Here is a 26,383-nt window from a genome sequence, read left to right as displayed (position 1 = left end):
GCTGAGTATCCGTGCGTATCGCCGGGCGGCCACCAGCTGAAGCCCACAGGCGAAGCGGGGGGGGGCGGGGGGGGCCCCCCCCCCCCCCGGGGGGCGCCCCCCCCGGGACCCGAGGCGACATGGCGGACCCCGAGAGATTCGACGAACGCCTTCTTCCGCGGGCTCGCCGTGCCGATCACGGTCAGTCCGGCGTGCCTGGCGAGCTGGGCCGCGGCGACGCCGACTCCGCCGCCTACCCCGATGATCAGAAGGGTGGCTCCGGGCGGCAGCGCGAGCTGAGCGATCGCGTCGTAGGCCGTGCCGGCCCCGACCGGCAGCGCCGCGGCATCCGTGAACGACACCTTCTCCGGTTTGTGAGCGGCTCGCTCGGCCGGCAGCAGGGTGAACTCCGCGTAGCCGCCGGTCGTCGGGCCGCCGAACACCTCGTCGCCGACGGCGAACCCCTCGACGCCCGGCCCCACCTCGACGACGACGCCGGCCGCCTCCAGGCCGAACACCGCCGGCAGCGTCACCGTCGAGCCCGGTATCCGCAGGCCGGCGCGGAGCTTCCAGTCGGCGGGGTTCACCCCGGCCGCCCGCACCGCGATCAGCAGCTCGCCGTCGCCCGGAGTGGGACGCGGCAGGTCCACGAACCGCTCCACCTCGGGCCCGCCGTCGGCGGTGAACACATAGGCGCTGGGCATCGCGAAGGTCCTTTCAGACACGGGTGGGAGGGCGCCGGCGCCGGTCGTCAGAGGGCGGCGTAGCGGTTTGCCGGGCGGGTGAGGCCGAGATGGCCGCGCAGGGTCGAGGCGTCGTATCCGGTGCGGAACCGGCCGCGACGGGCGAGCTCGGGGGCCAGCTGACGGGTGATGGCGAGCAGGTCGTCGGGCAGGACGGCGGGCCGCAGCCGGTAGCCGGTGATCCCGGCATTCTGCCAGTCCACCAGCAGATCGGCGAGGTCCGAGGGCGTCCCGGCGAAGATGCGCGCGTCGGAGCGGTACGGGCTCTCGAGCCGTCCGTCGAGCCGGGACTGCCGTTCGGCGGCGGCCTCGGTGGTGTCGTCGAGCAGAACCTCAAGGTCGGCGAAGACGTGCAGGGTCTCGCCGGCCCGTCCGGCCCGGTCCTGCTCGTCGCGCACCTCGGCGATGATCGTGCGGGCCTGCTCGGCGTCGTGCGGGGTGACGTAGATGATGTCGGTGGCCCGGGCGGCGAACCGGTAGGGGACGGTCGCATGTGCCAGCGCCGTGACCGGCGGCTGGCCCTGCGGCGGCCGCGGCGTGATCGACGGCCCGCGGACGCTGAACCAGCGGCCTTCGAAGTCGATGTAGTGCAGCTTGTCCCGGTCGACGAAGCGCCCGGTGGCGACGTCGCGGATCTCGGCGTCGTCCTCCCAGCTGTCCCACAGGCGGCGTACCACCTCCACGTAGTCGGCGGCCTCTTCGAACGATTCGGCGATCAGCGCCTGGTTCTCGGGGGCGTTGATGGTCTCGAGGGTGAGCAGGCGCGCCTCGCGCCGGCCGATGTGGGGCACCTCCGCCGGCCGACCGAGCTGCGCCCGCCAGCCCGCCCGTCCGCCGCTGGTGTAGTCCAGGGTCGCGATGGCCTTGGAGATGTGGAACGGCTCGGTGTTCAGCACGGACGTGGCCGGCACCAGCCCGACCCGGGAGGTCAGCGGGGCCACCCGGGCGGCGATGAGCACCGCGTCGAGGCGTCCCTGGACCCGGTCGGTGCGGTCGTCGGGGACGCCCAGGCGGTCGGACTGCAGGGCGAGGGCGTCCTCGATGGTGACGAAGTCCAGCAGGCCGTGTTCGGCCTCGGTGACGAGGTCCGTCCAGTAGCCGGCGGTGAGCAGGTCCCGGGGGCGGGCGCTCGGTTCCCGCCATGCCGCCGGGTGCCATCCCGCGCCATCGAGGGCCACGGCGAGATGCAGCGGATCGGGTACGGCCATGGTGATCCTCTCTTTCGACCTGTCGGGGCTCCGGCAAGTCGGACGATGTCGGCAGTGACGATGTCGGCGGTGACGATGTCGGCGGCACTGCGGCGGTGCTCCAGCAGCGCTCCGGCGGTTCAGCCGAAGTGGCCGCGGCGGCGCCATTCCTCGGCGAGCAGCTCGTAGGAGCGGACCCGGTCGGCATGCTGGTGGGTGATCGTCGTGACGGCGAGTTCCTGGGCGCCGGTCGCCTCCCGCAGCTGCTCGAGCCGGTCGGCGACGGTGCTCGGCGAGCCGACCAGTTGGGTCTGCGTGCGATCGACGACGAGGTCACGGTCCTCGTCGGTCCAGACGTGCGCCGCGGCCTGCTCCGGGCTCGCGTAGGGCATCGCACCGGCGCCGGTGCGGATACTGCGCACCCACAGGCCGTAGCCGGAGGCGAGGCGGGCGGCGCTCGCGTCGTCCTCGCCGACGACCACGTCCGCGGAGACCGAGATGTACGGCTCGGCGAGCTCGGCCGACGGCCGGAACGCCGCCCGGTAGGCGTCCACCGCGTCCAGCACCGTGCTCGGGCTGTGATGGTAGGAAGCGGCGAACCGCAGGCTGTGCGCCCCGGCCACATCGGCGCTCGAGCCTCCGGAGGCGCCGAGGATCCAGACCTCCACCTGCGCGCCCTCGCCAGGACTGGCGTGCGCCTCCAGCCCGTCGGCGGAACGGTACGTGCCGGCGAGCAGGGCCAGGATCTCGTCCACCTGCTCCGCGTAGCTCGGGGCGTACGCGCCGGGTTGCTGCAGCAACCCGGTCAGCAGGCTGATCTTTCGAGGAGTGATCAGCTTTGCCAGGTCGACCTGCTTGGGCAGCAGCAGTCCGTTGGCCGCGCGGAGGTCGGCGCTGTGGTTGCCCTTTCCGCGAGAGGCCCGGTAGGCGTCCAGCGCGGCGACGGCCAATTCCCGCTCACGCGCATCAACCGTGGCATCGGCCGTCCCGGCGCCGACGGCGCTGTCGTTGGTGGCGCTGTCGTTGATGGCACTGTTGCTGGCGGCGCTGCCATTGGGGGCTCCGCCGTTGGGAGCTCCGCCGTTCGGAGTGCTGCCGTTTGGAGCGCTGCCGTTTGGAGCGCCGCCGTCGGCGTCCTGCGGGGAGCGGCGGCTGGGGGAGCGGCCGATGCCCAGGTCGAGGCGGCCGGGGTGCAGGGCGGAGATGAGGCCGAACTCCTCGACGACGGACAGCGGCGTGCGGTGCCCGCTTTGCACCCCGGCGGAACCGAGGCGGATCGTCGAGGTCGCGCCTGCCACCAAGGCGATGGCGACGGCCGGAGAGGAGCCGACGACCCCCGGGTTGAGATGGTGCTCGGCGAACCAGTACCGCTGGTAGCCGAAGCGCTCCGCGGCCTGGACGAGATCGACCGTGTTCCGCAGGGCCGCGCCGGTGTTCGAGCCGTCGCTGACCGGAACGAGATCGAGGACTGCCAGCGGGATCTCACTCATGGCTGGGCCTTTCTTTCGAGTCTTTCGAGTCTTTCGAGCGCGGATCTCGGGCGGGAGGGGACCAGGCGGACATCGAGTGGCGGGTGCCCACGAGGGACCGAGGGGTGGACGGGGGATGGTTCGGCGCGGGCGCCAGCCCGGGTGCCTGGCGGTCGAGGGCGCCCACCGGCTGGTTCCGGCCACCGGCGGTGGGAGACGGGTAGGGGCCCCGTGTCTTATGACGCGGGCCACCCTGGATGCGACCGCCCGCCGGCAGGTCCACCTGCGATGTCGGGCCTATCCGAGGCGTCCGGCCCGCCTGCGGTGCCGGGCGCGCCCGCCTCCGAGTTCCTCTCTGATCGGCGGCCTGCCAGCCGGAGCACCGTGGCGCAATCCCGCGCAATCCGCGCCACCGACCGCGGCCTGGTCTTCGGCGGCCTGGTCTCCGGCAGTGGCCCGCCGCCGGCCGGCTGACCGGGGCGGCGTGCTCGGATGGCGTTGGACGCCGGCTCAGACGCGGGGGAGGCGCGCCGACGCCGGGTGGGCCGTGGGAGCCGCGGACCCGGCCGGCGGACACAGGGCGCTCGACGATCGGCGTAGGTCAATGGGAATGCGACGGGTCAGATGCCGATGGACGCGGCGGTGCTGGTGGGTGGGATGGCTGCGGCGGACGGGGCGGTGCCCGCGGGCACGGCCGTGATCGGCGCGGTGATCGTCGGCGGGTGGAGGCGCTGCCGACATGTCGTCACTCCCTCGACCGAGGCCTGCGGCCAGACCCGCGCTGTCCCGCCGCTGTGGGCGCGGCCGGCACCCCAACCAGCCCGATCCGCGGGCGAACCTGACCCGCGATCCGCAGGGTGAAGCCGACCCCGTAACGAACGTAGCCCGATGGTGGGGCCTTGTCTACGGACTTGGTGGGGTTCGCCATGACGTCCCACCGGCGGCCTCGGCGTGGCGACTCTGGACAGCAGTGTCCCCACTTTCCGTCAATCCGCCAGCCCGTCAGTCCGTCAGCACCAGCCGTCAGCACCAGCCACCGGGTGCCCTGGCTGGCCTTGGCTTGACCCGGCTGTGGCGCAGGAGCCAGTTCGCGGCCTTCTCCTTCGTCTCGTTCTACGCACAGCGGTTTCTCAGGTATTCGCCAACCCCACACGGGACTTCCTCGCTGCGCGTTCCGCGCCGGCACGGTGCTCGGCTTGACTGTGGCATCCCGCCGCACCAGGAGAAGACCGGAGCGCTTACCGCTGGCCGTGGGCGGAGTATCGACTTCCGTTGACCCTGTATGGTTTTCGATGGATCCTGGGATGGTGATGGTTCCCTGCCATGGCGTCATGCGGAACCCAGGCGCCGACGCCATGTCCGCACGTGCGACCTCGAGGTGGCCGCGGGTCTAGGCACATTATTGCTCTACGCGCTTCGAAGATGTTTTCCCTCGGGGAAATAGCCGCGAATCTCTCGGATGCCGAAGCGGCGCGTTCAGTACTGAATCCTTCGAGGTCAGAGGCATATTCCGGGCGCGTGGCGCCGGAATGCTCTAGTCTCCCGAGCCGGGACAATGTGCCCGCTCGCGGTCGTTTTTTCGTGATCGTTGGCGGGCGACGGCACGACGTTGTCTCGCCGATGCATGGGTGGATCGGTCGTACTGCTTCCAAGTGCACTGCGGAATAACCTGAACGACCCCCACGAGTGCTGTACGTCACCTGGACGGACAGCGTGCCCTCCATGCACCCGGTTGCCCCGCTGCGCCCTTGCTCATGGGAGTCCTGATGGTCCGCAAAAGAATCGCGCCGCGCCGCCGGGCGCGCGGCTTACCCGCGGCGCTGCTGCTGCTGCTCGCGGCAACCGTGGCGATCGCCGCCTGCAGTTCCTCGGGGGCTGTGCGGCCCGGGGACGGGGTGACGGCGGCCGCGACCGCGTCGGTCACGACCCCGACGCCGGGTGTGGGCGCGCCGCCGGCGTCGGCCGCCGCGGTCAGCTCCGCCCCAACCCATCCCGCCGGCACCAGCTCCGCCGCGACCAGCCCCGCCGCCACGCCGGCCAGCGGGAATCGCGAGGTCACGATTACGGTGCGAGACGGCACAAAACTAACCGCATTGGTGGGCACGCCCGCCGGGCCGGGCCTGCATCCGCTTGCCCTGGTCCCATCGCCCTGGGGCTTCCCCGACTCGACGTACACCACCCAGATCAATGACCTGGTAAAGCGGGGCTACGTAGTCGTCAGCTACAACACGCGGGGCTTTTTCAGCTCCGGTGGAACCGTCGATGTGGGTGGGCCACTGGATGTCACGGACGCCTCCGACATCATCACCTGGGCACTCGCGAACACCCCCGCCGACCCGCAGCGGATCGGCGCCGCTGGCCTCTCCTACGGCGCCGGAATCGCGCTGCTCGCTGCCGGGGCCGACCCGCGGGTCAAGGCCGTGGCCTCCCTGAGCGGATGGACCGACCTCGCCTACTCGCTCTACGCCGCGAACACTCGGCACAAGGCCGCCGTGAACCTGCTGGAGACGATCCGGAGCATCGACGGCCAGCAGGGGCAGGAGGTGACCGACTACCTTAACGACTACTCTGCGCAGCGCAACATGCAGGCGGTCCTGGCGTGGGCGAAGATCCGCGGCGCCAGCAGGTATCTCAGCGACATCAATGCCCGCAAGGTCCCGATCTTCCTGGCGGCCGGGTACAACGACAACTTCTTCTCCCCGATCCCACAGATCGAGTTCTTCACGTCACTCACCGGTCCGAAGGCACTTCGGCTGGCCCCTGGCGATCATGCCAACAACGAGTTCGGCGGCCTGTTCGGATTCCCGAGCGCCCTGTGGTCGTCGGCGTGGGACTGGTTCGACCGTTACCTCCGTCCCGGCTCCGCCGCGGCGAAGGCCACGGCGCCACCCGCCGTGCAGATCACCGTCGATGGCGGTGCGGTCGAGACCTACCCGGACTGGGCCTCGGTGACCCGGTCCACGTCGAAGCTGCGCCTGGGCCCGGCGGTCTTCGGCACCGGCGGGTTGTCCGCCACCGCCCCGACCGGCACCTGGTCGACCACGATCAATTCCGGCACGGACACCACGGCGAACGCTGGCCTCATTTTCGTCGGCACCTATCTTCAGGAGGTTCTGAACCTTCCAGCTCCGATTCGGCTGTTCACGGTCAACCGTGCCGACGGTGCCGTCTGGGAGGGCGCGGCGGTCAGCACGACGCAACGCATCCGCGGCGTTCCCACCCTGGACGTCACCCTGACTCCGAACGTCGACACCGGGACGATCGTGGCCTACCTGTATGACACCGCGCCGGACGGCGGCTCGGAGTTCATCAGCAAGGGGGTCTACAGCTATCTCGAGGCGACGCCCGGCCAGGCGTTGAAGGCATCGGTGACGTTCGATCCGCTCGCCCGCGACCTCCTCCCCGGTCATCGTCTGTCCCTGGTGATCGACACCAAGGACAGCCTGTACACGGATCTGGACCGGTCTGGCGGCACCGTGGCGTTCAGCTCGCCGACCGCCGACCCCTCCGCGCTGAACGTTCCGCTGGGCTGACCCGCAGGCCCGGACGGGACGACCGACGCCCGCGCCACCACAGGATGCTTCGGTGGTGGCGCGGGCATCGCCGTGCACGGGCCCGTGGTGTTCCGGGCCCGTGGTGTTTCAGGCCCGCGGTGGACCGGGCCAGCGGTGAACTGGCTCAGCAGTCGCGCAGGAGACGGTCGAGGACGCGGGTGCCGAAGGTCAGAGCATCGACGGGCACCCGCTCGTCCACGCCGTGAAACAGTGCGGTGAAGTCGAGCTCCGGGGGCAGGCGCAGCGGGGCGAAGCCGAAGTGGCGGATGCCGAGGCGGGCGAACGACTTCGCGTCGGTACTGGCCGGCAGGAGATACGGCAGCAGCCGTGCCCCCGGATCCTCAGCGTCGATCGCCCGCGCCATCGCGTCGACCAGAGCACCCTCGAAGCTGGTACCCACGGCGGGCAGCGAGCCCCACACCGCCTCGACGCCCGGACCGAGCAGCTCGAGCAGTTCGCGGGTAAACGCCTCCTCGCGCCCCGGCAGGAACCGGCAGTCGACGGTCGCGGTCGCCGTCGACGGCACGACATTGGCCCGGTAGCCGGCGTCGACCAGGGTGACGTTCGCGGTATCCCGCAGCGAGGCGCCGACCAGCCGGGCGAGATTCCCGAGCCGGTCGACCGCGGCCTGCGGGTCATGCTCGTCGAAGGGCACGCCCGTCAGCTCCGCGACGCCGTCGAGCAGCCGGCGGACGGGGTCGGTCAGCAGCAGGGGGAAGCGGTGCGCGGCGAGCCTGGTCACGGCCGCGGCGAGCGTGACGATCGGATTGTCGTCGTGCAGCATCGCGGCGTGCCCAGCGCTGCCGCGAGCGGTCAGCCGCAGCAAGAGCGAACCCTTCTCGGCGACCTCCACCAGGTACGCCCGGACCGGGCCCGCGGGCGTCGCGGACCCGGTGGGTCGGCCGGGCAGGGTCACCGAGAAGCCGCCGACCTCGCCGATCGCCTCGCTTACCCCCTCGAACAGCTCGGGGTGATGGTCGACCAGCCAGCGCGCGCCGAGCAGCCCGCCGGCCTCCTCGTCGGCGAGAAACGCGAAGACCAGGTCCCGCGGCGGCACGATCCCGTCGCGCCGCAACCGGCGGGCGACGGCCAGGGTCATCGCGACCATCCCCTTCATGTCGACGGCGCCGCGTCCCCAGACGAAGCCGTCGCGAACCTCCCCGGAGAACGGGTGGACGGTCCACTCGTCGGGGTCGGCGGGGACCACGTCCAGGTGGCCGTGGACCAGCAGCGCGCCTCGGGCCGGATCCGCTCCAGGCAGCCGGACGACGACGTTGCCGCGGCGGACCCCTGACTCCACGTAGGTCGGCTCGTAGCCGACCTCGGCGAGCTTCGCGCCGACGTACTGCGCCGCCGGCCGCTCCGTACCGGCGATGTCCGGATCCCCGCGGTTGGTGGTATCGATCGCGATCAGCTCGCTGGCCAGCGTCACCACCTCGGCCTCGGCCTCGGCCGCCCGGTCCGCGGGGGCGTCTTTCGTCACGAAGGCATGATCGGTCATGGCGGCATGCTCCGTCAGGCCGGCACCTCGACATCCCGCAGTGTCCGGCCGGCGTCGCCCGGACGCAGGGGAAGGTCCAGGTTGTCCCGCAGCGTCGTGCCGCTGTAGTCGGCCCGCAGCGAGCCGCGTTCCTGCAGCAGCGGGACGACCTGGTCGACGAACTCGTCGATCCCACCGGGAGTCAGGTGCGAGCCGACGATGAAGCCGTCCGAGCCGTCGTTCTGAACGAAGTGGTCGAGCCGGTCGGCGATCTGGGTCGGGGTGCCGACGAACTCGGTGTGGGCGAAGACCCGGATGGCGAGCTCTCGCAGCGAGTAGCCGTTCGCCTCGGCGAGCGCCCGCCACCCGCGCACCGTCTCGAACGGGTCCTGGGCGAGCCGTGCGCGGCCCTGGATCACCAGCGGGCCGGTCGGGTCCGGGTCGACGTCGGGCAGCGGGCCGTCGGGGTCGTAGCCGGAGAGATCCCGGTTCCAGACGGTCTCCAGCAGGATCTGCGCGGTCTGCCCGCTGACCTGCGCGTGGGCGATCTCGCGGGCTCGCTCCGCGGCGTCGGCGGGGGTGTCGCCGAGGACGAACGCACCGCCGGGCAGCAGCTTCACCGAGCCCGCCGGCCGGCCGGCGCGTACCACCCGGTCCTGGATGTCGCGGTAGTACTCCTGGGCCGGCCCGAGTTCGCGGTACGGCGAGAAGATGGCGTCGGCGGTGGCGGCGGCGAAGTCCCGGCCCTGTGGGGACACCCCGGCCTGCAGCACCACCGGCCGTCCCTGCGGGCTGCGCGGCACGGTGAACCGGCCGGCCACGTCGAACTGGCGGCCATGGTGGCCGAAGGTTCCGGCCGTGGCGTCGCGCAGGAAGCGGCCGTGCTCGGCGTCCGCTGTGATCGCGTCGGCGGGCCAGGAATCCCACAGCTGGCGGGCCAGGGCGACGAACTCCTCGGCGCGCACGTACCGGTCGTCGCGATGCAGGAAGCCACCGCGGCGGAAGTTCTGCCCCGTGAACGGATCGAACGAGGTCACCACGTTCCAGCCGGCCCGCCCGCCGCTGAGATGGTCCAGGGAAGCCAGTTGACGGGCCAGCTCATACGGCTCGTTGAAGGTCGCGTTGAGCGTGCCGACGAGCCCCAGATGCTCGGTGACGGCGGCGAGCGACGCGAGCACCGTAAGCGTGTCGGGCCGTCCGACGACGTCCTGGTCAAAGATCTTCCCCTGGCGTTCGCGCAGGATCAGGCCCTCGGCGAGGAAGAAGAAGTCGAACCGGCCGCGCTCGGCCGTCTGGGCCGCGTGGCGGAACGTCGCGAAGTCGATCTGGCTGCCGGCATTCGGGTGGGACCACAGGGTCGAGTGGTTCACCCCGCCCACGTAGTGACCGAGGATGATCTGCTTGCGTGGTCTGGTCATCGGGAGATGCCTCGATTCTGCGCGCGGGTCAACGGGTCAACGGGTCAACGGGTCAACGGGTCAGCGGGCGGAGGCGAACCGGGGATCGGGTCGGGTGCCATCGAGGGCGAGGCCGGCGGCGACGGCACGGTCGGCATGCAGGCGGCCCGAGTCCGGATGGAACAGCACCTGGGAGTCGAACCGCAGTCCGGGACAGCGCGCTGGTCATCGAGTTCCTGTTCTTTTCTGGCCTGAAGGCCTGAAGGCCTGAAGGCCTGCCGGTCCCGGTCCGCGTGTTCCCATGGGCGCCGGCCACCGCATGGCTTTGCGGTGACGCTTCCTTCGTCCACGGGACGACGGCCACCGTCGTCGCGGAGCGCAGGATTGACGCGCGGTTGATGCGATCGGCGTGGACGCAGGCCGGGTGGGGCGAGTGAAGGCCGCCCGTTCGCCGCGGTCAGCGCCGCACGCGTGGTGGCGGCCAGAGCCGTGGAGGGTGAGGTCAGCTCAGCGAGCTCACGCGACCCGGCGCGCGGCGTCGGGCGCCAGGACACAGGCAGCTGGAGGAACGGTGGAGATCGATCGACAGCCGCCGGGTCAGCAGCCGCGCGGGCTGGTCGGCCCCCGGCCCCGGCGCGCCGCCGCAGCCCGGGGCACAGCCTGCCAGCGTGGAAAGGCCGCGGAGGTCACGAGTCGCTCCGGGCATGTCCACTCCTTCGCTGGGGCCCGGGAAAGCCGGGCCCGTCCGAGGACACGGCCACCGAGACGGCCGTTGGTGTGCCGGTCACCTGGAGCGGACGGCACCGGGATGGATCCGTCCGTTCTCCCGGCTGACCGGGACGACCGTAGCCCGCAATAGGACTCTTGTCTATGGGCTTGATGAAGATTCACGGAGCGTCAGTCCTGTGATGGGGCTGAGCGCAGCTCCCGGCCCGCGTATCACCGAGCGTCGAGGGCGCCCGCGCGGCCGGTTGGCAGGCCGTCCTCTTCAGCGCCACCGCGTAGGCAATCATGGACGTCGAGGAATGTCTGGCCATCTGGCGGTGCGGTCCGGCTGCTTGGCGCCCGGTGGTGCGCCACACTTGGACGATGTCAGCCAGGGCGCTCGTGGGAATGTGGACTGAGCAGCCGCTGCACCGGAGCGCGCCCGAGGAAGCCGTCCTGGGACTGGACTCCGACGGGACAGGGTGGATGTATTGGGCGAGCTGGAGTAAGCAGTTCGAGGCGCAGATGTTCACCTGGTCAGTGCGGGATTCCGGTGTTCTTGCGGTCCGGGTTCATACCGAACTTAGTGGTACCTGGTCTCTGGACGACCGGCGAGGCCGTGGTCACGACCTGACCGCCGTCCAGCGGGTTGACGTCGAGTCGACCTGGGAATTTCGAATATCTGCTGGAAATCGAATTTCTGGCGGAAGCCGCCACCCGGACGAGCCGGTCGCCGTCCTGCGCCTCGACCGGCCCTTCGCGGCGGGACTGACCGGAGACAGCTTTGCCCGGGTCATCGAGCCCGCCTTCGACGTCCCCCTGTTCCTGCGCGGGAAGTCGGGCGGCGGCCCGGCCGATACCGGGAGCCAGGGCCTGTGAGGGCCGCGCCGCATTCGCCGTCGGCTCGCGCCGGGGGAGGCGGGCCGCAGCCTGGTCCCAGCGTGCGGGAGATCGCGCTGTCCCGGTGGGGGGTGGATCCGCCGCTGGCCCGGGCGTGGTTCGGCGATCCCGGCTGGTTTCACGTGGAAGTCGCGCCGCGTCCCTGCCCGGACTGCGCGGGGACGCTGCACTGCCTGCGCCAACGCTACGACTTCGGCGGGCGGACCATCTCCGGGGTGGCGCTGGTCTGCCCGACCTGCCCGGCGACCTACACGCTGGCGGACCTGGGCGTTCGCACCTACCGCCAGCTGAGCGCGCCGCCCCCCATGGCAGCCGCCTCGCCCGACGCCACCAACGCGTCCACCGCCGCCACGCCGGCGATCGAATCAGCGGGCCGCCGCTTCACCACAGCGGCCTTCGGCACGTCCACCTCCGGCGCCGCCACCTCCGTCGCGTCCGTCACCGTCGCGAACGCCGCGACAGCCGTCGTGGCCGAGGGTCGGCTCCTGCACTGGCACAAGATCACGGATTCGCGGGCGACGGTGCCGGCGTGCCCGTCCGGGGTCGATCTGCGGGTGCTTCTGCCGGACGGGCCGGCGTTCGACCGGCTCGATGCGCTGCTGTCCTCGGCCGGCGTGTCGCACCGACGGATCCGGCACCTCGTCGAGCAGGAGACGCTCAGCTCCCTCGGCCCGGACGGCCGGCTTGCCCCGCTGTGGGTGTCCGCCGGCCTGCTGCCGGTGACCAACACCGCCCGGCACAGGCCGATCACGCGGACCGGGGCGGCGGCGATGGCGGCGCGGGACGCGTTCGAGCTGGCCTGGGACAATCATGATGGTCCGTTCACCGGCGACTGGACACCGGTGGCGGCAGACCGGCTCGTCCCGTCCGAGTGGGCCCACCATCTGCCGCGTCCAACGCTGAACCCGACGCAGGCCGCGGCGGCGCCGCAGCTGTTGACCGATGCCCATCTGCTGGTCGTCGCCCCCACCGGTGCCGGCAAAACCATGATCGGTATGCTGGCGGCGTTGCGTGCCATCGTGCGCGACGGGCGCAAGGCGGCCTGGCTGGTACCGCAACGCTCGCTGACCGACGAACTCGACCGGGAGCTGGAGGCCTGGCGGAGCTCCGGCCTGCGGGTGCAGCGGCTGTCGGGGGAGTACGTCACCGACGTCGAACGGGCCCGCCATGCCGACCTGTGGGTGTCGACGACGGAGAAGTTCGAGGCGGTGTGCCGGGCGAGCTCGCTGCGTACGGCATTGGCGGACGTGGCCTGCCTGATCGTCGACGAGATCCACCTGCTTGGCAGCGCGGGCCGCGGGCCGCTGCTGGAGGCGCTGCTGGCCCGGGTGCGGGGGACAAACTCGCCGGTGCGGGTCGTCGGCCTGTCGGCGACGGTGGCGAACGCGGACGAGATCGCGGCCTGGCTCGGCGCCGAGGTCGTGCGCACCAACTGGCGCCCCACCCGGCTGACCTGGCAGCTCCCGATGATCCCCGCGACGCGGGACCGCCGAGCCGACAGCCTCGCCCGGACGCGGGCGGCCGTCGCCATCACCCGGCAGATCGCCGAGGACGGCGGCAGCGTCCTGGTGTTCTGCGGGAGCCGACGCGGCGTGCGGGCGACGGCGCTGGCCCTCGCCGCCGACCGCGGCGCGGTCACCACCGGTGTCGACCCGGACGACCTCGACCGGGTGCACCAGCTGTGCGCCCGCGTTCGGATCGGACTGCACTACAAGGACTGGGAACACCGCCATGCGGCCGAACGCGACTTCCGCGCCCGTCGCCTCGACGTGCTCGTGGCGACGACGACCGTGGCCGCCGGGGTGAACCTGCCCGCCCGCGCCGTGATCGTCCGCGACACGACGGTCGGCCTCGACCGGATCGACGTCGCCACCGTCCAGCAGATGTTTGGCCGGGCCGGCCGGGTCGGCGCCGGGGAGACTGAGGGCTGGGCGTTCCTCCTCTGTGACGAGAGCGAACGGCCGAGCTGGCAGGCCCGGCTCGTCGACGGCTACACCGTGCGCTCACACATCGCCGACGGCCTGGCTGACCACCTGCTCGCCGAGGTCGCCACGGGACGCGTCACGACCGTCGCCGACGCCGAGACCTGGTGGCGAAGCACCCTCGCCCACCACCAGACCACCACAGCCACGACCGCCATCGGAACCGGGACCGGCGCCGGGACGGCCACGAGCACCGGCACCAGCATCAGCGCCGGGACCGAGACCAGAGCCAGCGCCGGGATGGGCGTCGGCGGCAGCCCGGTGCCCGATGCCGTCGACCTGCTCGTCGCCGGCGAATACCTTTCCCTGTCGGGTCCCGCCGGGCCGGATCGGGATGCCGATCCCGCCGCGGTGATGCTGACCGTCACGGAGCTCGGGATGCTCACCACGCGTCTCATGGTGCCGGTCTCGATCGGGACCGACCTGCGGGACGCACTGGGTGACACGGCAGTTCCCGCAGGTCCCGAGCAGGCGGAGTGGACGCTGGGTGGTGTGCTCGCCCGGCTCGTGCCCTCGTTCGCCGAGGCGCCGGTCGACGAGGGCCTGCGTCCCTGGGTGGCGAAGCTGCTGCGCGCCCGCGGCCGTCCGGACCAGATCGACCACTCCACCCAGCCGCCCGTGTCAGCACCCGGACTCGCTCCAGGAGCCGGGATTGGGATTGCCACAGCGCCTGCATTTGTCCTGGGAGCCGGGCTTGCCGCCACAACCGGGCGTGGGTTGGCACCTGGGCCTGGCGTGGCAGTCGGGCCTGGCTCGGCACCGGGGCTCGTCCCGGCGACCGGAGTCGCCCCCGGCGATCTGGCCCAGGTCGCGTTCGCGCTGGTCGCCACCAGCCCGCGCCTGTTCACCAGGCCGGCGCGCACCGTGGCCGGCCTCCCGACCTCGGTACTCACGCCGATTCTCGCCGAAGCGCCACGGTACTTCGCCTGGCTCGCCGCGCAGGGCCGGCTGGGCAGCGTGCATCCATGGGTCGCCGTCTGCGCCGCCGACCTCGGCCGGCGGATCCGCTGGCGCCGACTCGGCGCACCCCGCGGCGCCGGGCGCCTGCTGTGGATCTGCGAGCAGATGGCCACGGCACCCGCGGCCGAGCAGATCGTGCCGGCCCTGTTCACCGCAGCCCGGCGGCGGGACGTGTCCAACCCCGACTGGCCAGTCGGCCGCGCGCCGCACGACTGCCGCCTGGACGCCGCCGCCTACCTCGCCCTGCTGCGCGACCGCGCCACCGACGCCACCGCCGTCGAGCACGGCCACCAGGTGTCGATCGCCGGCCCGGTGTCACTCACCGCCGTCCTGTGGGCAGACGCCGACGTCCACCTCGTCGCGCCGCCCGCCGCAACCGCAGCCGGCCCAGTCGACTATCCCGCCCCCACGGACCAGCCGGGCCCCACTGTCGATCGCCGCTCCACAGCCGATCGTGGCCCCACGGACCATTCCCGCCCGAAGCACCTCCACGCGCTGCCCGCCAACCGTGGGGCGGCCCTGTTCACCCGTCTGGGCGACTACCGCGCCACGGGATGGCTCGCCGCCTACAACGGCATCACCGCCTCGTCCCGCAAATCCGACCTGAACTGCCAGGCCGTGCCCGAGTAGCGCCCGTGCCCGACGCCGGGCCGGCCGCCTCGCCCGCCCGAACGACGCGGTCGCCGCGGTCGATGGCTGGCCCCGGGACTGTCCGACCTCCGGCTGTGTGTCGTGTGTCGTTGGGGTGGGTGTGTCGGTGGGTGTCGGTAGGGTGCGGTCATGTCGGGTCCGTCCACGCCTCATGACGCGGTGTATTGCTCTTGGGCCTGACGCGGAGGAGGCATATATGACCATCGCCGAGCTGCACCGCGCTGAGGGTCGTGTGGAAGGTCGTGTGGAAGGTCGGGCTGACACGCTGGTCCAGCTGCTGACGCTCAAGTTCGGTCCGGTTCCCGAGGCGGTGCTCACCACCGTGCGCAACGGCTCCGCCGACCAGCTCCAGACCTGGACCGCCCGCGTCCTGACCGCCGACAGCCTCGACCAGCTCCTTCGCTGACTGGCAGCGCCACCGCGAGGCCTGACCCTGGCACGTCGCGAGTCGGTCATCGAGGTCCATCCGCGTCCGTGGAGGTTCGCCGCGACGCGGCTGCGAGCCGGTGTGTCGGTACCGGGCCGATGCGTCCAGACAGCATCCTGCTGGTCGGCGAGGTGGTCTCGCCAGGCTCAGAGACCACAGACCGAGTCTTCAAACCAGAGCAGCATGCCCGGGCTGGCATCCAGTTCTACTGGCGGGTCGAGCCGTCAGCGACTGGCGTGCCGTTGGTTTACACCTACGTGCTTGATCCCGCTGCGCGGACCTACCGGGTCGGCGACGTTCACACCGGCGTGGTCGAAGCCGTCGCGCCGTTTCCGATGAAGATCGACCTGACCCAGCCCTGACATCGGCACCCTGTCGCCCGTACAGCCTCGACGACCTTGACGAATTCCGGTTCGTCCGGCAGATGGCGGATCGTCTGTCTCTTGGCGAAAAATGGCAAAAATTTGGCCGTCAGGTCAGGCTGGGAAAATAAACTGCGCTGGCGGTGTCGCGGCGATCTGGGATCGGAACGGTATTTTTCCTGGTCGGAACCGATGTTGACGTTGTGCGAGCCGGTCGCCGATGGAACGCGTCGATTTCCGGCGGGCTGAGGCGAAACGCTGAATCTTCCATGACGCGCTGCGATACTTGCGGGGGATTCAGGTTTTCTCCGGTGGCGTGCGCGGCCGCCAGGAGGTGCCTCGTCGACGTGACCTGTTTAGCCAGGTCATACCGCATGACCGCCCGCGGAGAGGAACACGGATGAGTATCAACGCCGCGACCGAACCGGCCACGGATTCGTCGAGCGCGGAGCCGTCGAGCGCGGCGCCGGTGGGCGCCGGGAAGGTTCCGTCTGGTGTGATCGACGAGCTCGTCAGCGACTTCGACTACACCGATCCGCGGACCGTCGAAGTACTCCACCAGGTCCTCGCCGCGGTACGGGCCCGCTCCGGTGCCGTCCACAGTTCGCGTTTCGGCGGCCACTGGGCGGTCAGCCGCTACGAGGACATCATAAAGATCTGCAAGGACAGCACCACCTACTCCAGCGCGGAGGGTGTCAACATCCCGGACATCGGCATCCCCGTTCGGGCCGTTCCCCTGGAGACCGACCCGCCGGAACACACCCAGTATCGCCGTTTCCTCGGCCCGTGGTTCCGCAAGGCGACCATCGACGCGCTGGAACCGATGGTGCGCCGTATCGTCCGTGCCTGCCTGGAGGAGATTCGCGGGTCGGGTGAGGCCGATCTGGTGCCGGCGCTGGCTGAGCAGGTGCCGTCGGTGGTGATCGCCGTCGTCCTTGGTCTGCCCGAACCGGACTGGGGACAGTTCCGTACCTGGACGACCGCCCTGCTGCACAGCGCCTACGACGGCGACGCGGCGGCGAACGTCGCGGCGTCGCAGGCCCTGGCCGGCTATCTCGGTCAGGCCATCGATGCCCGTCGGAGCGGTCCGGACGATGGCAGTCTGCTGCACGCGCTCGCCAACGGCGTGGTGAACGACGAGCCGATTCCCGCCGACCGGGCGCTGGGAATCGCGCTGCTACTTCTGCTGGCCGGCCACGAGACAACAGCGTCGTCCGCCGCCAGCCTGCTCCACTACCTGGCGGACAAGCCCGAGCTGCGCGAACAGCTCCGCGATGACCCGACGCTGACCGCCGCGTTCGTCCACGAGGGCCTGCGCCACGATGCGCCGGTGATCGGCATCGGCCGCACCGTCACCTGCCCGCATCTGATTGACGGCAACCAGATTGCACCAGGCGACAAGGTGCTCATGCTGTTCGCCGCGGCGAACCGCGACGAGCGGGTGTACTCCCACCCCGATGACTTCACGCTGAACCGGGACGAGCGTCCCCATCTGGCGTTCGGCTACGGCATCCACCGGTGTCTCGGTGAGCAGCTGGCGATCCTCGAACTCAACGTCATTGTCTCCGAGGTCCTGGACGCCCTCCCCGACTACCGGCTACGGCCAGGATTCGAGGTCACGTTCACCCCGGGAATCACCCGCGGCCCCTCGTCCCTCCCGGTGCTCTTCACCCCATCCGCCCCCTGACTCGGTACAGCGGTTTCATTGCACCACGGCGACATCACCGTCGAGTCGGAGCCCGGCAACACCCGCTTCCAGGTTTACCTGGCGCTCGCGGTCCCGTCCTGGCGCAGAAATAGCCGGAAGGATGTTCGCAATCGCGAAAGCCGCTGCGGCGGACGTTCGACGTGTGTGGCAACCTCGCCTCGCTGACCTTCCGGTCGCCGACCTCCGAGGTGCGCGCCGACCTGGACACCATGCCCCAGGTGCGCTGGGTGACCTGGGCTCCGCCGTCTCCAGAGGCGGCACCGCGGGACAACACCATGAGTTCTCCTGAAGAACCAGGCAGGCGCTCGAGGCCTTCTTTGAGTGTCAAGGAGGGCCCGTAGTAGTCGAATTCGGTGGCGCCGGTGCCGAACTCGACGAAGACGTCGACGTCGCTGGTGGCGAGACTGACGGCGTCGGTGGTCGCGAATCCGATGAGTCGAGGCGGCGAACGCCGAGGTTGCGACAGAGTCGCTGGATCTCCGCGCGCCTGGTATCGATCAACGGATGCCGGTTGGAAGCTGGATGCCGCGACCGCCGCGGGTCTGGTGGCGTAGGGCTGCGCTGGCCGTGCGGCGCAGGTAGGGCAGCTCGCCGCGGCCTGGCCCGCTCGTCCGTCCCGACGCTGGACCACCAACTCTCGGCTCGGTTCTGGGGCATCGACGATCCCGCCACAGCGCTGAAGGTGCACGCGATCGTCGGCGGCACGCCGGCCTACCGGCGCGAGTTCGCCCGCGACGACACCCCGGCGAGCCCCGACGACTTCGACGCCTGGGTCACCCGCACCGTGCTCTCACCGACCAGCGCGCTCTTCCTCGAGGGCCGCTATCTGCTCGCCGACGAGCCGGACCTGCGCACCACGCCGCGCCGCAACGGCTCGGTGCTGCCCTTGTCAGCCGGGTCACGTCGGGGGTCGTCAACGACCCGTCCGCTCGTGCCAGCCATCAGCTCGACGTCGTCGCCTTCGGCTTCGAGGACGACCAGGAACAGGAGCGCCTGCTGATGATCGGTGAGGCGAAGTGGGGCGACACCATGGGCCTCGCCCACCTTGACCGGCTCCGGCGGATCCGGGACCTGCTCAGTGCCCAGGGCCGCCCAGGCGCGTCCACAGCCCGGCTTGCCTGCTTCAGCGCAGCGGGCTTCAGCGAGCAGCTGGCGACGGCCGCGGCCGCGTCACCGGATATCACGCTCGTCGGTCCAGCCGACCTGTACGCGGCGACGTGACGTGCCGCTGAGCCTGGATGCACCGACCTCCGGTAGCGCGGATGCAGCGGCTCGCGTGCGGCTGCCGGGCGGAGGCGGTCCGTAGAGTGACGGTGATCGGCTCGTGCCCTGTGGTCGTGAAGGGTGGTGGCGTGGTGGCTCGCTGGTTCAACACCGCTGGGCCGTGTGTGCCCAGCGATCATTACATGATCCCGGCGGCGGCGCGGCTACCGGAGGTCTCCGGCCTGGTCGAACAGAAGGGCTACTTCGTGGTCCACGCCCCTCGGCAGACCGGAAAGACCACGACACTCATGGCGCTTGCGCAGGAGCTGACGGCCTCCCATCACGAGGTGTCAGCGGCGTTCGGCGAGCCGGTGGCCGTCGATGTAGGCCTGGATGCGCCGGCGGGCCTCGGTCAGGGCCTCTTCGCCGCCGGCGTTGGCGACCAGGTCGGCGCGGACGTCGTTCCACCGGGGAAATCTGGTCATGAGCACATAGCGTAACCACTTCTTGTGGCCTGCGAGGCTGCCGAGTCGGGGCGGGTCGTCTACCTGACCGACCACGGCCGGCGGCTGGCGGCGATCATCACGGCGAGCCTGGCCGAAGGACGCCGTTCTGGGCCGGATCGCTCGCCGCGGCCCGCGAAGCCGCAGCATGGTCGGTGAGCGCGAGGGTGTGCTCGCTGCGGCGGCCTTTCGCGTCAATCCGGCCTGCACCGCGCTGGGACCGCAGCTTCTTAGATCAAATCAGATAGTATGCAATCATGATTGCGGTGACTGCCACCCACGCGGCCAGGAGCTTCGCAGTCATCCTCGACGCCGTCGAGCACGGTGAGACCGTCGTCATCACCCGCGATGGGCTCCCGGTCGGTCGGCTCGTCCCCGAGCGACGTACGTCCGCCGACCGGCTCAAGGCCGCGCTGCGCGACAGTCCTGCGGATGCCGGGTTCGCCGACGACCTCGAGCGCATCCATGACGAGCTGCGTTCGACCTTCAGCGACTCCGCGGCCGCGAATAGCCGCGTCCTGATCACCACGGATGCCAGTGCCGGCTTCGACCTGCTGGCAGGTGTCAATGCCGAGGTCGTCAGGCCCTCATAGCGGATGGACCGACGGGCAGCCGAACTCGTTGACGTGGAGAGCCTGCTGGTCGCGATTCCGGCGGGGGAGGTGACGCTGTCGGATCGGCGAACGCGGCGGACCTGGTCGGTCGAGGTCGCGGCGTTTCGCCTTGGCGCGTTCCCGGTGACGCAGCAGGTGTATGCGCGGGTCACCGGTGGCTGGCCGAGCGCGGCCCGGGGCGGTCAGCTGCCGGTGGAAAGTATTTCCTGGTGGGACGCGATCCGGTTCTGCAACGTGCTGTCGCGCCGGGAGGGACTGATTCCCGCTTACCGGGTTGGCGTGGGCGAAGGTCGGGCCGAGTGGGACGTTGCCGCCGACGGGTACCGGCTGCCCACCGAGGCCGAGTGGGAACGGGCCTGCCGCGCCGGGACCACTGGCCCTCGATATGGCTCACTCGAGGAGATCGCCTGGTATCGGGACAATTCCGGGGAGCGCCTTCACGAGGTGGGTGGAAAGACGCCGAACTCCTGGGGCCTGTACGACATGCTGGGTAATGCGTGGGACTGGTGCTGGGATACGTATGACGCCGAGGTCTACGGCGACTACAAGGTGCTGCGGGGCGGCGGCTGGTTCGACGAGCACTGGAGCTGCCGAGCGTCCGTGCGTCGTCGTGGCCATCCGGACTTCCGGGTCGACGATGTGGGCTTCCGCCTCGCGCGTTCCGCCCCTCGGTGACGCGGCAGTGTGCGGTGATCCGCTCTAGGACTGACCGGCGGTGGACGTCTCCGCCGGTGGCGGACGGACTCTCTCGTAGGGTGCTCTGGAGGTCTGGCGCCTGGGCAGAGGATGGTGGATATCTGGCAGGCGGACTGCCGTGGACGCGGCGGGGCGGGGCGGGTCGTCATTCCCAAGGCGTTGCGTGATGTTCTCGGGCTTACGGCGGGCCAGCCGCTGGAGATCGTGGAGCGGGACGGGCGGTTTGGGATCGTACCGGCACCGACGCCGATGACGCTGGTGGATCGGAGCTTGGGCCCACCGAGTCGGCACGGCGGTGGGCCCAAGCTCCCGTTCAGACGGCGCTGTTCGACGACCAGACGGCCACATTTCCGGGCGCGTATATAGTCAGGTTGCGGTCGTTCTGAATTCTGAGTATCCTCCCGTTCCGCCCCCTGGTATTGCTTGCCCAGATGGCGATGTGACCGGGTGCGTACACGGTGAAGTTTCCGTCTGACTGGGCTTCGAGATCGCTCCCCGGATGTCCACCGGTGTTACTCGCCCAAACCGCCAGGCCCGAGTCGTACTCGACCAGATTTCCGTCGCTCTGCATGATCAGATGGTAGCGCCCGTTCGGGGAGGTCAGCGCATCTCCCGGATTCAGGCGACTAGCCGCGACGAGTCTGTCACCAATGCCGTTGGCGACCTTGATGGTGAATAGAACGCGTCGCGGAACATGCTTGCCGTTACCCGTCAGCAGGAGCTGAATCGAGCGTGCCGGCCCACGGACCCGGATCGCGACCGTGATATTCTGCACTCCTGGCGGCACTGTGACTCGCCCATATATGCCGTTGGCCTTGTCGGCGGTGCCGTTGTTGGCCTGCTCGTTGAAGTAGAGCACGAATGGGTCTCGATTACTGCTGCCGATGGCCGGCGCGGGCGCGGAGAGGTGAAGGCGGAAGCTGAGAGACCCGGTTCCGTTCGCCGGTGCGACCCCGGTGCCGTCCACCTGCCTTACCGTGACATCGCGCTGGTAGCGACCGAGCGTCGCAGCGCCGGCCGAATGTACGATCAGCAGCGAAAATAGGCAGGCCGAAACGCCCAGAAATATGACTCGACGAGGCCACGGGGGCCCGACCGTGGAACTTTGCATGCGCTCTCCGCTTTCTCGATGACCTTGCTGTCGCCCCGCGGCGCCGAAATCGCGCCTCCGGAGCCACCTCCTGAATCAAGGCTCGCACTCCAGGAGCGGCACGGCAAAGGTCAAGTTTTTCTTAGTTTCCGAATCGGGCGAAACATTTGCTTGTTTCGCCTCGTATGGCGGGTGTCTGCCGTAGGTTGGATCCGTACACGTGTCGCGGACGGCTCGTCGGTCGCTCCGCGTGGCCGGGGGGACACGGCAGGTAGATGCTGAACGGCGGACGACCCAGAAATGCGATCGACGACGCGGCGCCGCAATCATTGCGCGCGTTCGTGACCGAGCTACGCGAGTTGCACGAGCGCGCGGGTCGGCCGACCTACCGGGCGATGACCCGCGCGGGCGCCCCGTCAGCAGGGACGATCAGCAAGGCGTTCAAGGGGGACGCATGGCCGACCCTGGCGGTCGTCAGGGCCATCGTCGTGGCGTGTGGCGGTGGTGGTGACCTGGAGATATGGACCGCGCGATATCGGACGGCTCGCGCCCTCGACGCGGCCTCGCCACCAGGCCGGCGGACGGAATCGCCGGCAGCGCAGGCACACGGCGGCGAGCCTGGCCGCCACCAGATCTGGCGTTTGCCAGCGCCTCGGAACCCTTGTTTCGTCGCCAGGGACAGGGAACTGGCGATACTGCGTGCCGGCCTTAGCGACACGACCGCCGGATCGTCCTGGGTGCTGTGCGGGCTCGGCGGTGTCGGCAAGACCGGGCTCGCTGTGGAGTACTGCTACCGCTACCGGGTTGAGTACGACCTGGTGTGGTGGGTGCCGGCGGAGGACCCGGTGTCCGCGACCTGCGCGCTGGCGAATCTCGCGGACGAGCTCGGCATGGCGACGGCGGGCGACGCGGACCGCTCCGTGCGGGCCGTCGTCGCCGTCCTCGGCAGAGGAATCCGCTTTCCTCGCTGGCTGATTGTGCTGGATAATGCGGAGCGGGCCGAGGAAATCCACGGCTTGCTGGGCGCCGCGGCACGCGCGCCGGGTGGCCATGTACTGGTGACGTCGCGCCACCGAGACTGGTCGTGGATGGCGAGGACGCTGACCATCACAGAACTCCCGAGAACGGACGCCGTGCGCCTGCTGCGCGAACAGGCAAGCTCGTTGACCGAGGCTGACGCCGGCAGGATCGCCGATCTTCTCGGCTGCTTGCCGCTGGCATTACAGCAGGCCGGGACCTGGATCGCGAATACGGGGATCGCGCCAGCCGCATATCTGGAGCTGGTCCTGAGGCGCACGAATGATGTCCTCAGCCACGGTGCACCGCAGAACCTCGTACCCGTCGCCGCGACCTGGACCGTGGGACTGACCGCGGCCGAGGGCCCGGCCATGGAAAGAATGCTGCAACTATGGGCGTGGTTCGGATCGGCACCCGTTCCCGTCTCCTGGATACACCCTGGTGTCGCCGATGTCCTTCCGCCGCCACTGGCCGAGATCGCCGCCGACGTTGTTCGCTTCCTGGAACTGGTCGCCACGATGGTGGAGGGATCACTCGTGAGCCAGGAGGGTGGATCCATCATGCTACATCGACTGGTGCGTACAGTGACGCGGGCGTCGACGCCCGCGTCACTGCGGCCGGTCATGATCCGCGCCGTGCACGTGCTTCTCGCCGCTGCCCACCGCGATGCGCGGGCCACGCTCTCGGACTGGTCGCAGGTGGTTGACACCTATCCGCATGTCATCGATTCTGGGCTCGTCGACAGCGACGACCCGGACGGACGAGACCTCGTCCTGTGGCTGATATGGGCACTGCGGGCTGCCGGTGACCATCCGAACAGCCGCCGGCTCGGGGAACTGGTATTTGCACGCTGGTCCGCGACGTTGGGCGTGAACCACCCTGACACGATGCTTGCCGCGCTCAATCTGTCCTCGACCCTGTGGGCACAGCGTGACTACAATGCGGCACGTACCCTCGCCACCGCGAGCGGTGCCTGCGACGAGAACGGCAATACCGATGTGGGCATCGCGACCATTTCCCGCCTGCGTGCCACATTTGGCCGTGACCACCGCCATGTGATCAGTGCGACTGCCTCCATCGCGGCGGTAGCCTGGTACGACAGTGACTACGACGTGGCCTGCGAGCTGTTCGGGGATGTCCTTTCCCACGCCCGCCAGGTTCTCGGTGAGTCTCATCCCCACACCATCCGTGCCGCTGCCTATCTCGGAGCCGCGATGCTGGGAAAGGGCAATGTCGCCGCCGCTCGCCCGCTGTTGACGGAGCTGTACCATCGCGCGGTTGGTGCACTGGGCTTCCACCATGCCGACACGACGGCGGTACGTGCCATGCTCGTCGAGAACTCGCTGCCGATGCCAGACAAGGCTGGCCGGACAACCATCGGTGCCCCTTGGACCTCGGATCGAGCCCGTTGTTGACCCAGGCCAGGAGCTCGTTCGTGACGCGGACATCGATATCGCCGCTTTCTTCGGTGGCTCGCGGCCTCCGAGCTCCTTCGACATACTCCTGCCGCCCGGCGTCGACCTCCTCGTCCTCGACAGCGCGCCGCTTGAGCTCGCGGGCAGGGTCGCGGCCGGCGGGTGGCTGCTCTTCGAGGACGACCAGGCCGTGCGGGTGCACTGGGAGGCGATGACCAGGAAGATCTACTTCGACGAACTTCCACGGATCACCCGGGCGCACCGCGAGTTCGCCGCGGCTGTTCTGGACCGGAACGCGTGGCCGGTGGTCGACGAAGTCCGGGTGCTGCGCCTGCTCCGCGCGATCACCGACGATCTGTCCGTGCTCCGCCGGAAGTCGCACGCCGACGACGAGCGCCGCGCGGACCCGATCTGGCTGCGCGGGGTGAAGTACACCTTCGTGACAGCGATCGAGGCCTGCGTCGACGCCGCGCAGCACATCTGCGCGGCACAGGGCTGGGGACCGCCGGCGGACAACGGTGACGCGATCCGTCTTCTCGGCGACCATGGAGCATTGGCCACAACGCTCGCACTGTCGCTGCGCAAGGCCGTCGGCTTCAGAAACGTCCTCGTCCACGACTACATCGCCGTCAACGATGAGATCGTCGTTGCTCGACTGAATGCCCTTGACGACCTTGACGAATTCGTCCGGCAGGGCAGATAGCGGTGTACGTCTCTGCTGCGGGGGCGTAGCCGGGGCCCGCGGGGTGGTCACGCCCAGCGTCGCGTTCCTCGCTGACTCGGCGCCATATGGAGAACCCGCAGGACTCACAGGTGGTGGACGTCTCTTCGGTGCCGGATGGAGTGGATCTCGACCAGGTGTTTGGCCGCATCGATCCGGTAGATGATGCGGTAGGTTCCGCGGCGCGCCGAGTAGAAGCCGTCGAACGGTTCGTCCAGCGGTTTCCCGACCCGGTGCGGGTTCAGGGCGATCGCTCGCTGGATCGTCTCCAGCGCGGCGGCCGCGACCTCCAGGGGCAGGTCGTGGAGGTTCCTCCGTGCCCGGCGCGACAGCGCGACCTCGTAGGGTGCGTCGCTGGCGTCCATCACCCGTCCCCGGCCCGCCGCTGCTCCAGTTCGGATACGACTTCGCCCAGGGTGAAGGTGTCGCCCGCGGCGAAGTCGTCCCGTGACTGCCGAAGATCCGCGAAGGCCTCGCCGTCTGACAGGAGGTCGAGGGTCTCGCGCATCGACTCGTACTCCGCAACGGAGATCAGCATTACGTCCGCGCGTCCGTTGCGCGTGATCGTAAAATGATCATGCTCTTTGGCTACCCGCTCGGCCAGTTCGGCGATCCGCGCCTTCGCCTCGGTGATCGGTATGGTCTCCACAGAGGTCATTATAGAGACCGGTCGCTATTCTGGCCTCTCTGATGGTCGGCATCGGGTTGATCATTCGGTGCGCGCTCTCGTCGGCGCGGCGAGCGATGGCGGAGATCAGTCCAGCCGTGGGATGAGAAGATCAAGGGCACCAACACGCTGAAGGCCCAGCCCGTGTCCGCCGATCTCCACGAGTCGGCCGCAGGAGGCGCCTTCGATGGCAGATCAAGGCCAAGTGGGGCGGCCGGCGTGTGATCCAGATGGCTGTGGAGAAAGTCCTCCAGGGCGGCCGATGGTAGATTTCTGGCATGCGGACTGCCATTGACGCTGCGGGGCGCGTCGTCATCCCCAAGGCGCTGCGTGATGCTCTTGGGCTTACGGCGGGCCAGCCGCTGGAGATCGTGGAGCGAGATGGGCGGCTTGAGATCGTGGCGGCACCGACACCGATGACGCTGGTGGACGAGGGTGAGGGCGTGGTCGCCGTCGCGGGGACGGACATGCCGGTGCTGACAGCCGACCTGGTACGCACGATATTGGAGCGAACCCGGCGATGAAGGCCGTCGACACGAGTGTGGTCGTTGCCTGCTTCGCCAGCTGGCACGAGCACCATGCCGTCGCGCGCAAGGCCATGGCATGCCGGCCGCGCCTGGTCGCGCACGCGGCGGTCGAGACCTACTCGGTCTTGACCCGCCTTCCGCCCCCGCACCGGGCGCTGCCGTCGACCGTGCACACGTTCCTCACCGAGCGGTTTACCGACCCGTTTCTCACCCTGTCGGAGACGGGCTACCAGGAACTCCTGGCCACAGTGGCGGCCCACCAGATCCTCGGCGGCCCGGCTTATGACGCCTTGATCGCCTTCACCGCGGCGGAGCACCAAGCGACCCTGATGAGTCTCGACCAGCGAGCCGCTGCGACCTACGAAGCCATCGGAGTCACAGTGGATCAGCTCGCTTCCTGACGGGCTGTGCTGGTCGGTGATCTCG

General features: G+C 69.9%; 23 protein-coding genes and 1 pseudogene. 15 read left to right on the top strand and 9 right to left on the bottom strand.

The window, feature by feature from the left end; translation table 11 throughout:
- The 3 genes from MXD95_RS05905 to MXD95_RS05895 all read right to left on the bottom strand — a co-directional run.
- Positions 1 to 683, bottom strand: a 683-nt coding sequence (locus MXD95_RS05905) for an alcohol dehydrogenase catalytic domain-containing protein (RefSeq protein ID WP_250639514.1), incomplete at its 3' end; no start/stop codon positions are given.
- 47 nt (positions 684 to 730) lie between these two features.
- Positions 731 to 1,930, bottom strand: a complete 1,200-nt coding sequence (locus MXD95_RS05900) for an LLM class flavin-dependent oxidoreductase (RefSeq protein ID WP_250639513.1) — start codon at positions 1,928 to 1,930, stop codon at positions 731 to 733.
- 119 nt (positions 1,931 to 2,049) lie between these two features.
- Positions 2,050 to 3,399, bottom strand: a complete 1,350-nt coding sequence (locus MXD95_RS05895) for an LLM class flavin-dependent oxidoreductase (protein WP_250639512.1) — start codon at positions 3,397 to 3,399, stop codon at positions 2,050 to 2,052.
- 1,745 nt (positions 3,400 to 5,144) lie between these two features.
- Here MXD95_RS05895 and MXD95_RS05890 point away from each other — a divergent pair.
- Positions 5,145 to 6,911, top strand: coding sequence for a CocE/NonD family hydrolase (locus MXD95_RS05890; RefSeq protein WP_250639511.1), 1,767 nt, complete (start codon positions 5,145 to 5,147; stop codon positions 6,909 to 6,911).
- A gap of 145 nt (positions 6,912 to 7,056) precedes the next feature.
- Here the strand turns inward: MXD95_RS05890 and MXD95_RS05885 are convergent, their stop codons facing one another.
- Both MXD95_RS05885 and MXD95_RS05880 read right to left on the bottom strand, forming a co-directional pair.
- The gene (locus MXD95_RS05885) at positions 7,057 to 8,433 is read right to left on the bottom strand and encodes a M20/M25/M40 family metallo-hydrolase (protein ID WP_250639510.1); all 1,377 of its coding nucleotides are present in this window, start codon (positions 8,431 to 8,433) and stop codon (positions 7,057 to 7,059) included.
- Between the two features lie 14 nt (positions 8,434 to 8,447).
- Positions 8,448 to 9,830: an NtaA/DmoA family FMN-dependent monooxygenase gene (locus MXD95_RS05880; protein ID WP_250639509.1), complete on the bottom strand. Its 1,383-nt coding sequence runs from the start codon at positions 9,828 to 9,830 to the stop codon at positions 8,448 to 8,450.
- Between the two features lie 1,092 nt (positions 9,831 to 10,922).
- Here MXD95_RS05880 and MXD95_RS05875 point away from each other — a divergent pair.
- The 7 genes and pseudogenes from MXD95_RS05875 to MXD95_RS05845 all read left to right on the top strand — a co-directional run bounded on the left by MXD95_RS05875 (position 10,923) and on the right by MXD95_RS05845 (position 18,725).
- On the top strand, positions 10,923 to 11,393 hold the full coding sequence (locus MXD95_RS05875; protein ID WP_250639508.1) for a hypothetical protein: 471 nt from the start codon (positions 10,923 to 10,925) through the stop codon (positions 11,391 to 11,393).
- Between the two features lie 62 nt (positions 11,394 to 11,455).
- On the top strand, positions 11,456 to 14,986 hold the full coding sequence (locus MXD95_RS05870) for a DEAD/DEAH box helicase (protein WP_250639507.1): 3,531 nt from the start codon (positions 11,456 to 11,458) through the stop codon (positions 14,984 to 14,986).
- Positions 14,987 to 15,203: 217 nt separating this feature from the next.
- Positions 15,204 to 15,413, top strand: coding sequence for a hypothetical protein (locus MXD95_RS05865; RefSeq protein WP_250639506.1), 210 nt, complete (start codon positions 15,204 to 15,206; stop codon positions 15,411 to 15,413).
- A gap of 116 nt (positions 15,414 to 15,529) precedes the next feature.
- Positions 15,530 to 15,796 (top strand): annotated as a pseudogene (locus MXD95_RS05860) (Uma2 family endonuclease); the annotation flags it as partial.
- A 400-nt stretch (positions 15,797 to 16,196) separates the two neighbouring features.
- Positions 16,197 to 17,483: a cytochrome P450 gene (locus MXD95_RS05855; protein WP_250639505.1), complete on the top strand. Its 1,287-nt coding sequence runs from the start codon at positions 16,197 to 16,199 to the stop codon at positions 17,481 to 17,483.
- Between the two features lie 532 nt (positions 17,484 to 18,015).
- Positions 18,016 to 18,504 carry an ATP-binding protein gene (locus MXD95_RS05850; protein WP_250639504.1) on the top strand — a complete coding sequence of 163 codons (489 nt, stop codon included), beginning with the start codon at positions 18,016 to 18,018 and terminating at the stop codon, positions 18,502 to 18,504.
- Entirely contained in the window at positions 18,504 to 18,725 is a 222-nt protein-coding gene (locus MXD95_RS05845) for a hypothetical protein (RefSeq protein ID WP_250639503.1), read from the top strand. Before MXD95_RS05850 ends, MXD95_RS05845 begins: the two co-directional genes overlap by 1 nt.
- Positions 18,726 to 19,057: 332 nt before the next feature.
- Here MXD95_RS05845 and MXD95_RS28425 read toward each other — a convergent pair whose 3' ends face one another.
- Positions 19,058 to 19,192: a hypothetical protein gene (locus MXD95_RS28425; RefSeq protein WP_285223536.1), complete on the bottom strand. Its 135-nt coding sequence runs from the start codon at positions 19,190 to 19,192 to the stop codon at positions 19,058 to 19,060.
- A 275-nt stretch (positions 19,193 to 19,467) separates the two neighbouring features.
- Here MXD95_RS28425 and MXD95_RS05840 point away from each other — a divergent pair, with 275 nt between their 5' ends.
- From MXD95_RS05840 to MXD95_RS29170, 3 genes are all read left to right on the top strand, one after another.
- Complete coding sequence (locus tag MXD95_RS05840; protein ID WP_250639502.1) at positions 19,468 to 19,803, top strand: type II toxin-antitoxin system Phd/YefM family antitoxin; 336 nt, start codon at positions 19,468 to 19,470, stop codon at positions 19,801 to 19,803.
- Positions 19,804 to 19,806: 3 nt separating this feature from the next.
- Complete coding sequence (locus MXD95_RS05835) at positions 19,807 to 20,499, top strand: formylglycine-generating enzyme family protein (RefSeq protein ID WP_250639501.1); 693 nt, start codon at positions 19,807 to 19,809, stop codon at positions 20,497 to 20,499.
- Between the two features lie 111 nt (positions 20,500 to 20,610).
- Positions 20,611 to 20,886 (top strand): AbrB/MazE/SpoVT family DNA-binding domain-containing protein, encoded by a 276-nt coding sequence (locus MXD95_RS29170; protein ID WP_374121975.1) that lies wholly within the window; start codon positions 20,611 to 20,613, stop codon positions 20,884 to 20,886.
- Here MXD95_RS29170 and MXD95_RS05830 read toward each other — a convergent pair.
- Complete coding sequence (locus tag MXD95_RS05830; RefSeq protein WP_250639500.1) at positions 20,834 to 21,631, bottom strand: hypothetical protein; 798 nt, start codon at positions 21,629 to 21,631, stop codon at positions 20,834 to 20,836. The two genes, MXD95_RS29170 and MXD95_RS05830, sit on opposite strands and share 53 nt — an antisense overlap.
- Before the next feature lie 254 nt (positions 21,632 to 21,885).
- Between MXD95_RS05830 and fxsT the strand changes: the two genes are divergently transcribed.
- Complete coding sequence (gene fxsT / locus MXD95_RS05825; protein WP_308301449.1) at positions 21,886 to 24,042, top strand: FxSxx-COOH system tetratricopeptide repeat protein; 2,157 nt, start codon at positions 21,886 to 21,888, stop codon at positions 24,040 to 24,042.
- Positions 24,008 to 24,745, top strand: coding sequence for a type VII toxin-antitoxin system HepT family RNase toxin (gene hepT / locus MXD95_RS05820; RefSeq protein ID WP_250639499.1), 738 nt, complete (start codon positions 24,008 to 24,010; stop codon positions 24,743 to 24,745). The genes fxsT and hepT overlap by 35 nt, the downstream gene beginning before the upstream one ends.
- 104 nt (positions 24,746 to 24,849) lie before the next feature.
- On the opposite strand, the gene MXD95_RS05815 is transcribed toward hepT, so the two are convergent.
- Together MXD95_RS05815 and MXD95_RS05810 are read right to left on the bottom strand one after the other, a co-directional pair.
- Positions 24,850 to 25,128, bottom strand: a complete 279-nt coding sequence (locus MXD95_RS05815) for a type II toxin-antitoxin system RelE family toxin (protein ID WP_250639498.1) — start codon at positions 25,126 to 25,128, stop codon at positions 24,850 to 24,852.
- Positions 25,128 to 25,412: a type II toxin-antitoxin system Phd/YefM family antitoxin gene (locus MXD95_RS05810; RefSeq protein ID WP_250639497.1), complete on the bottom strand. Its 285-nt coding sequence runs from the start codon at positions 25,410 to 25,412 to the stop codon at positions 25,128 to 25,130. The genes MXD95_RS05815 and MXD95_RS05810 overlap by 1 nt, the downstream gene beginning before the upstream one ends.
- Positions 25,413 to 25,708: 296 nt before the next feature.
- On the opposite strand from MXD95_RS05810, the gene MXD95_RS05805 reads away from it, so the two are divergent.
- A complete protein-coding gene (locus MXD95_RS05805) occupies positions 25,709 to 25,954 on the top strand; it encodes an AbrB/MazE/SpoVT family DNA-binding domain-containing protein (protein WP_250639496.1) in 246 nt (81 codons plus the stop codon).
- A complete protein-coding gene (locus MXD95_RS05800; RefSeq protein ID WP_250639495.1) occupies positions 25,951 to 26,358 on the top strand; it encodes a type II toxin-antitoxin system VapC family toxin in 408 nt (135 codons plus the stop codon). The genes MXD95_RS05805 and MXD95_RS05800 overlap by 4 nt, the downstream gene beginning before the upstream one ends.
- Positions 26,359 to 26,383 lie beyond the last annotated feature (25 nt).

This window comes from Frankia sp. AiPa1, assembly GCF_023243075.1.
In the GTDB taxonomy this organism is placed as follows: Bacteria; Actinomycetota; Actinomycetes; order Frankiales; family Frankiaceae; genus Frankia.
This window is presented reverse-complemented; position numbering and strand designations above follow the sequence as displayed.

Coding starts and splice junctions, on each gene's coding strand:
- MXD95_RS05900 (WP_250639513.1), bottom strand. CDS start 1,930: ATGGCCGTACCCGATCCGCTGCATCTCGCCGTGGCCCTCGATGGCGCG.
- MXD95_RS05895 (WP_250639512.1), bottom strand. CDS start 3,399: ATGAGTGAGATCCCGCTGGCAGTCCTCGATCTCGTTCCGGTCAGCGAC.
- MXD95_RS05890 (WP_250639511.1), top strand. CDS start 5,145: ATGGTCCGCAAAAGAATCGCGCCGCGCCGCCGGGCGCGCGGCTTACCC.
- MXD95_RS05885 (WP_250639510.1), bottom strand. CDS start 8,433: ATGACCGATCATGCCTTCGTGACGAAAGACGCCCCCGCGGACCGGGCG.
- MXD95_RS05880 (WP_250639509.1), bottom strand. CDS start 9,830: ATGACCAGACCACGCAAGCAGATCATCCTCGGTCACTACGTGGGCGGG.
- MXD95_RS05875 (WP_250639508.1), top strand. CDS start 10,923: ATGTGGACTGAGCAGCCGCTGCACCGGAGCGCGCCCGAGGAAGCCGTC.
- MXD95_RS05865 (WP_250639506.1), top strand. CDS start 15,204: ATGACCATCGCCGAGCTGCACCGCGCTGAGGGTCGTGTGGAAGGTCGT.
- MXD95_RS05855 (WP_250639505.1), top strand. CDS start 16,197: ATGAGTATCAACGCCGCGACCGAACCGGCCACGGATTCGTCGAGCGCG.
- MXD95_RS05845 (WP_250639503.1), top strand. CDS start 18,504: ATGATCGGTGAGGCGAAGTGGGGCGACACCATGGGCCTCGCCCACCTT.
- MXD95_RS28425 (WP_285223536.1), bottom strand. CDS start 19,192: ATGACCAGATTTCCCCGGTGGAACGACGTCCGCGCCGACCTGGTCGCC.
- MXD95_RS05840 (WP_250639502.1), top strand. CDS start 19,468: ATGATTGCGGTGACTGCCACCCACGCGGCCAGGAGCTTCGCAGTCATC.
- MXD95_RS05835 (WP_250639501.1), top strand. CDS start 19,807: ATGGACCGACGGGCAGCCGAACTCGTTGACGTGGAGAGCCTGCTGGTC.
- MXD95_RS29170 (WP_374121975.1), top strand. CDS start 20,611: ATGGTGGATATCTGGCAGGCGGACTGCCGTGGACGCGGCGGGGCGGGG.
- MXD95_RS05830 (WP_250639500.1), bottom strand. CDS start 21,631: ATGCAAAGTTCCACGGTCGGGCCCCCGTGGCCTCGTCGAGTCATATTT.
- fxsT (WP_308301449.1), top strand. CDS start 21,886: ATGCTGAACGGCGGACGACCCAGAAATGCGATCGACGACGCGGCGCCG.
- MXD95_RS05815 (WP_250639498.1), bottom strand. CDS start 25,128: ATGGACGCCAGCGACGCACCCTACGAGGTCGCGCTGTCGCGCCGGGCA.
- MXD95_RS05805 (WP_250639496.1), top strand. CDS start 25,709: ATGCGGACTGCCATTGACGCTGCGGGGCGCGTCGTCATCCCCAAGGCG.
- MXD95_RS05800 (WP_250639495.1), top strand. CDS start 25,951: ATGAAGGCCGTCGACACGAGTGTGGTCGTTGCCTGCTTCGCCAGCTGG.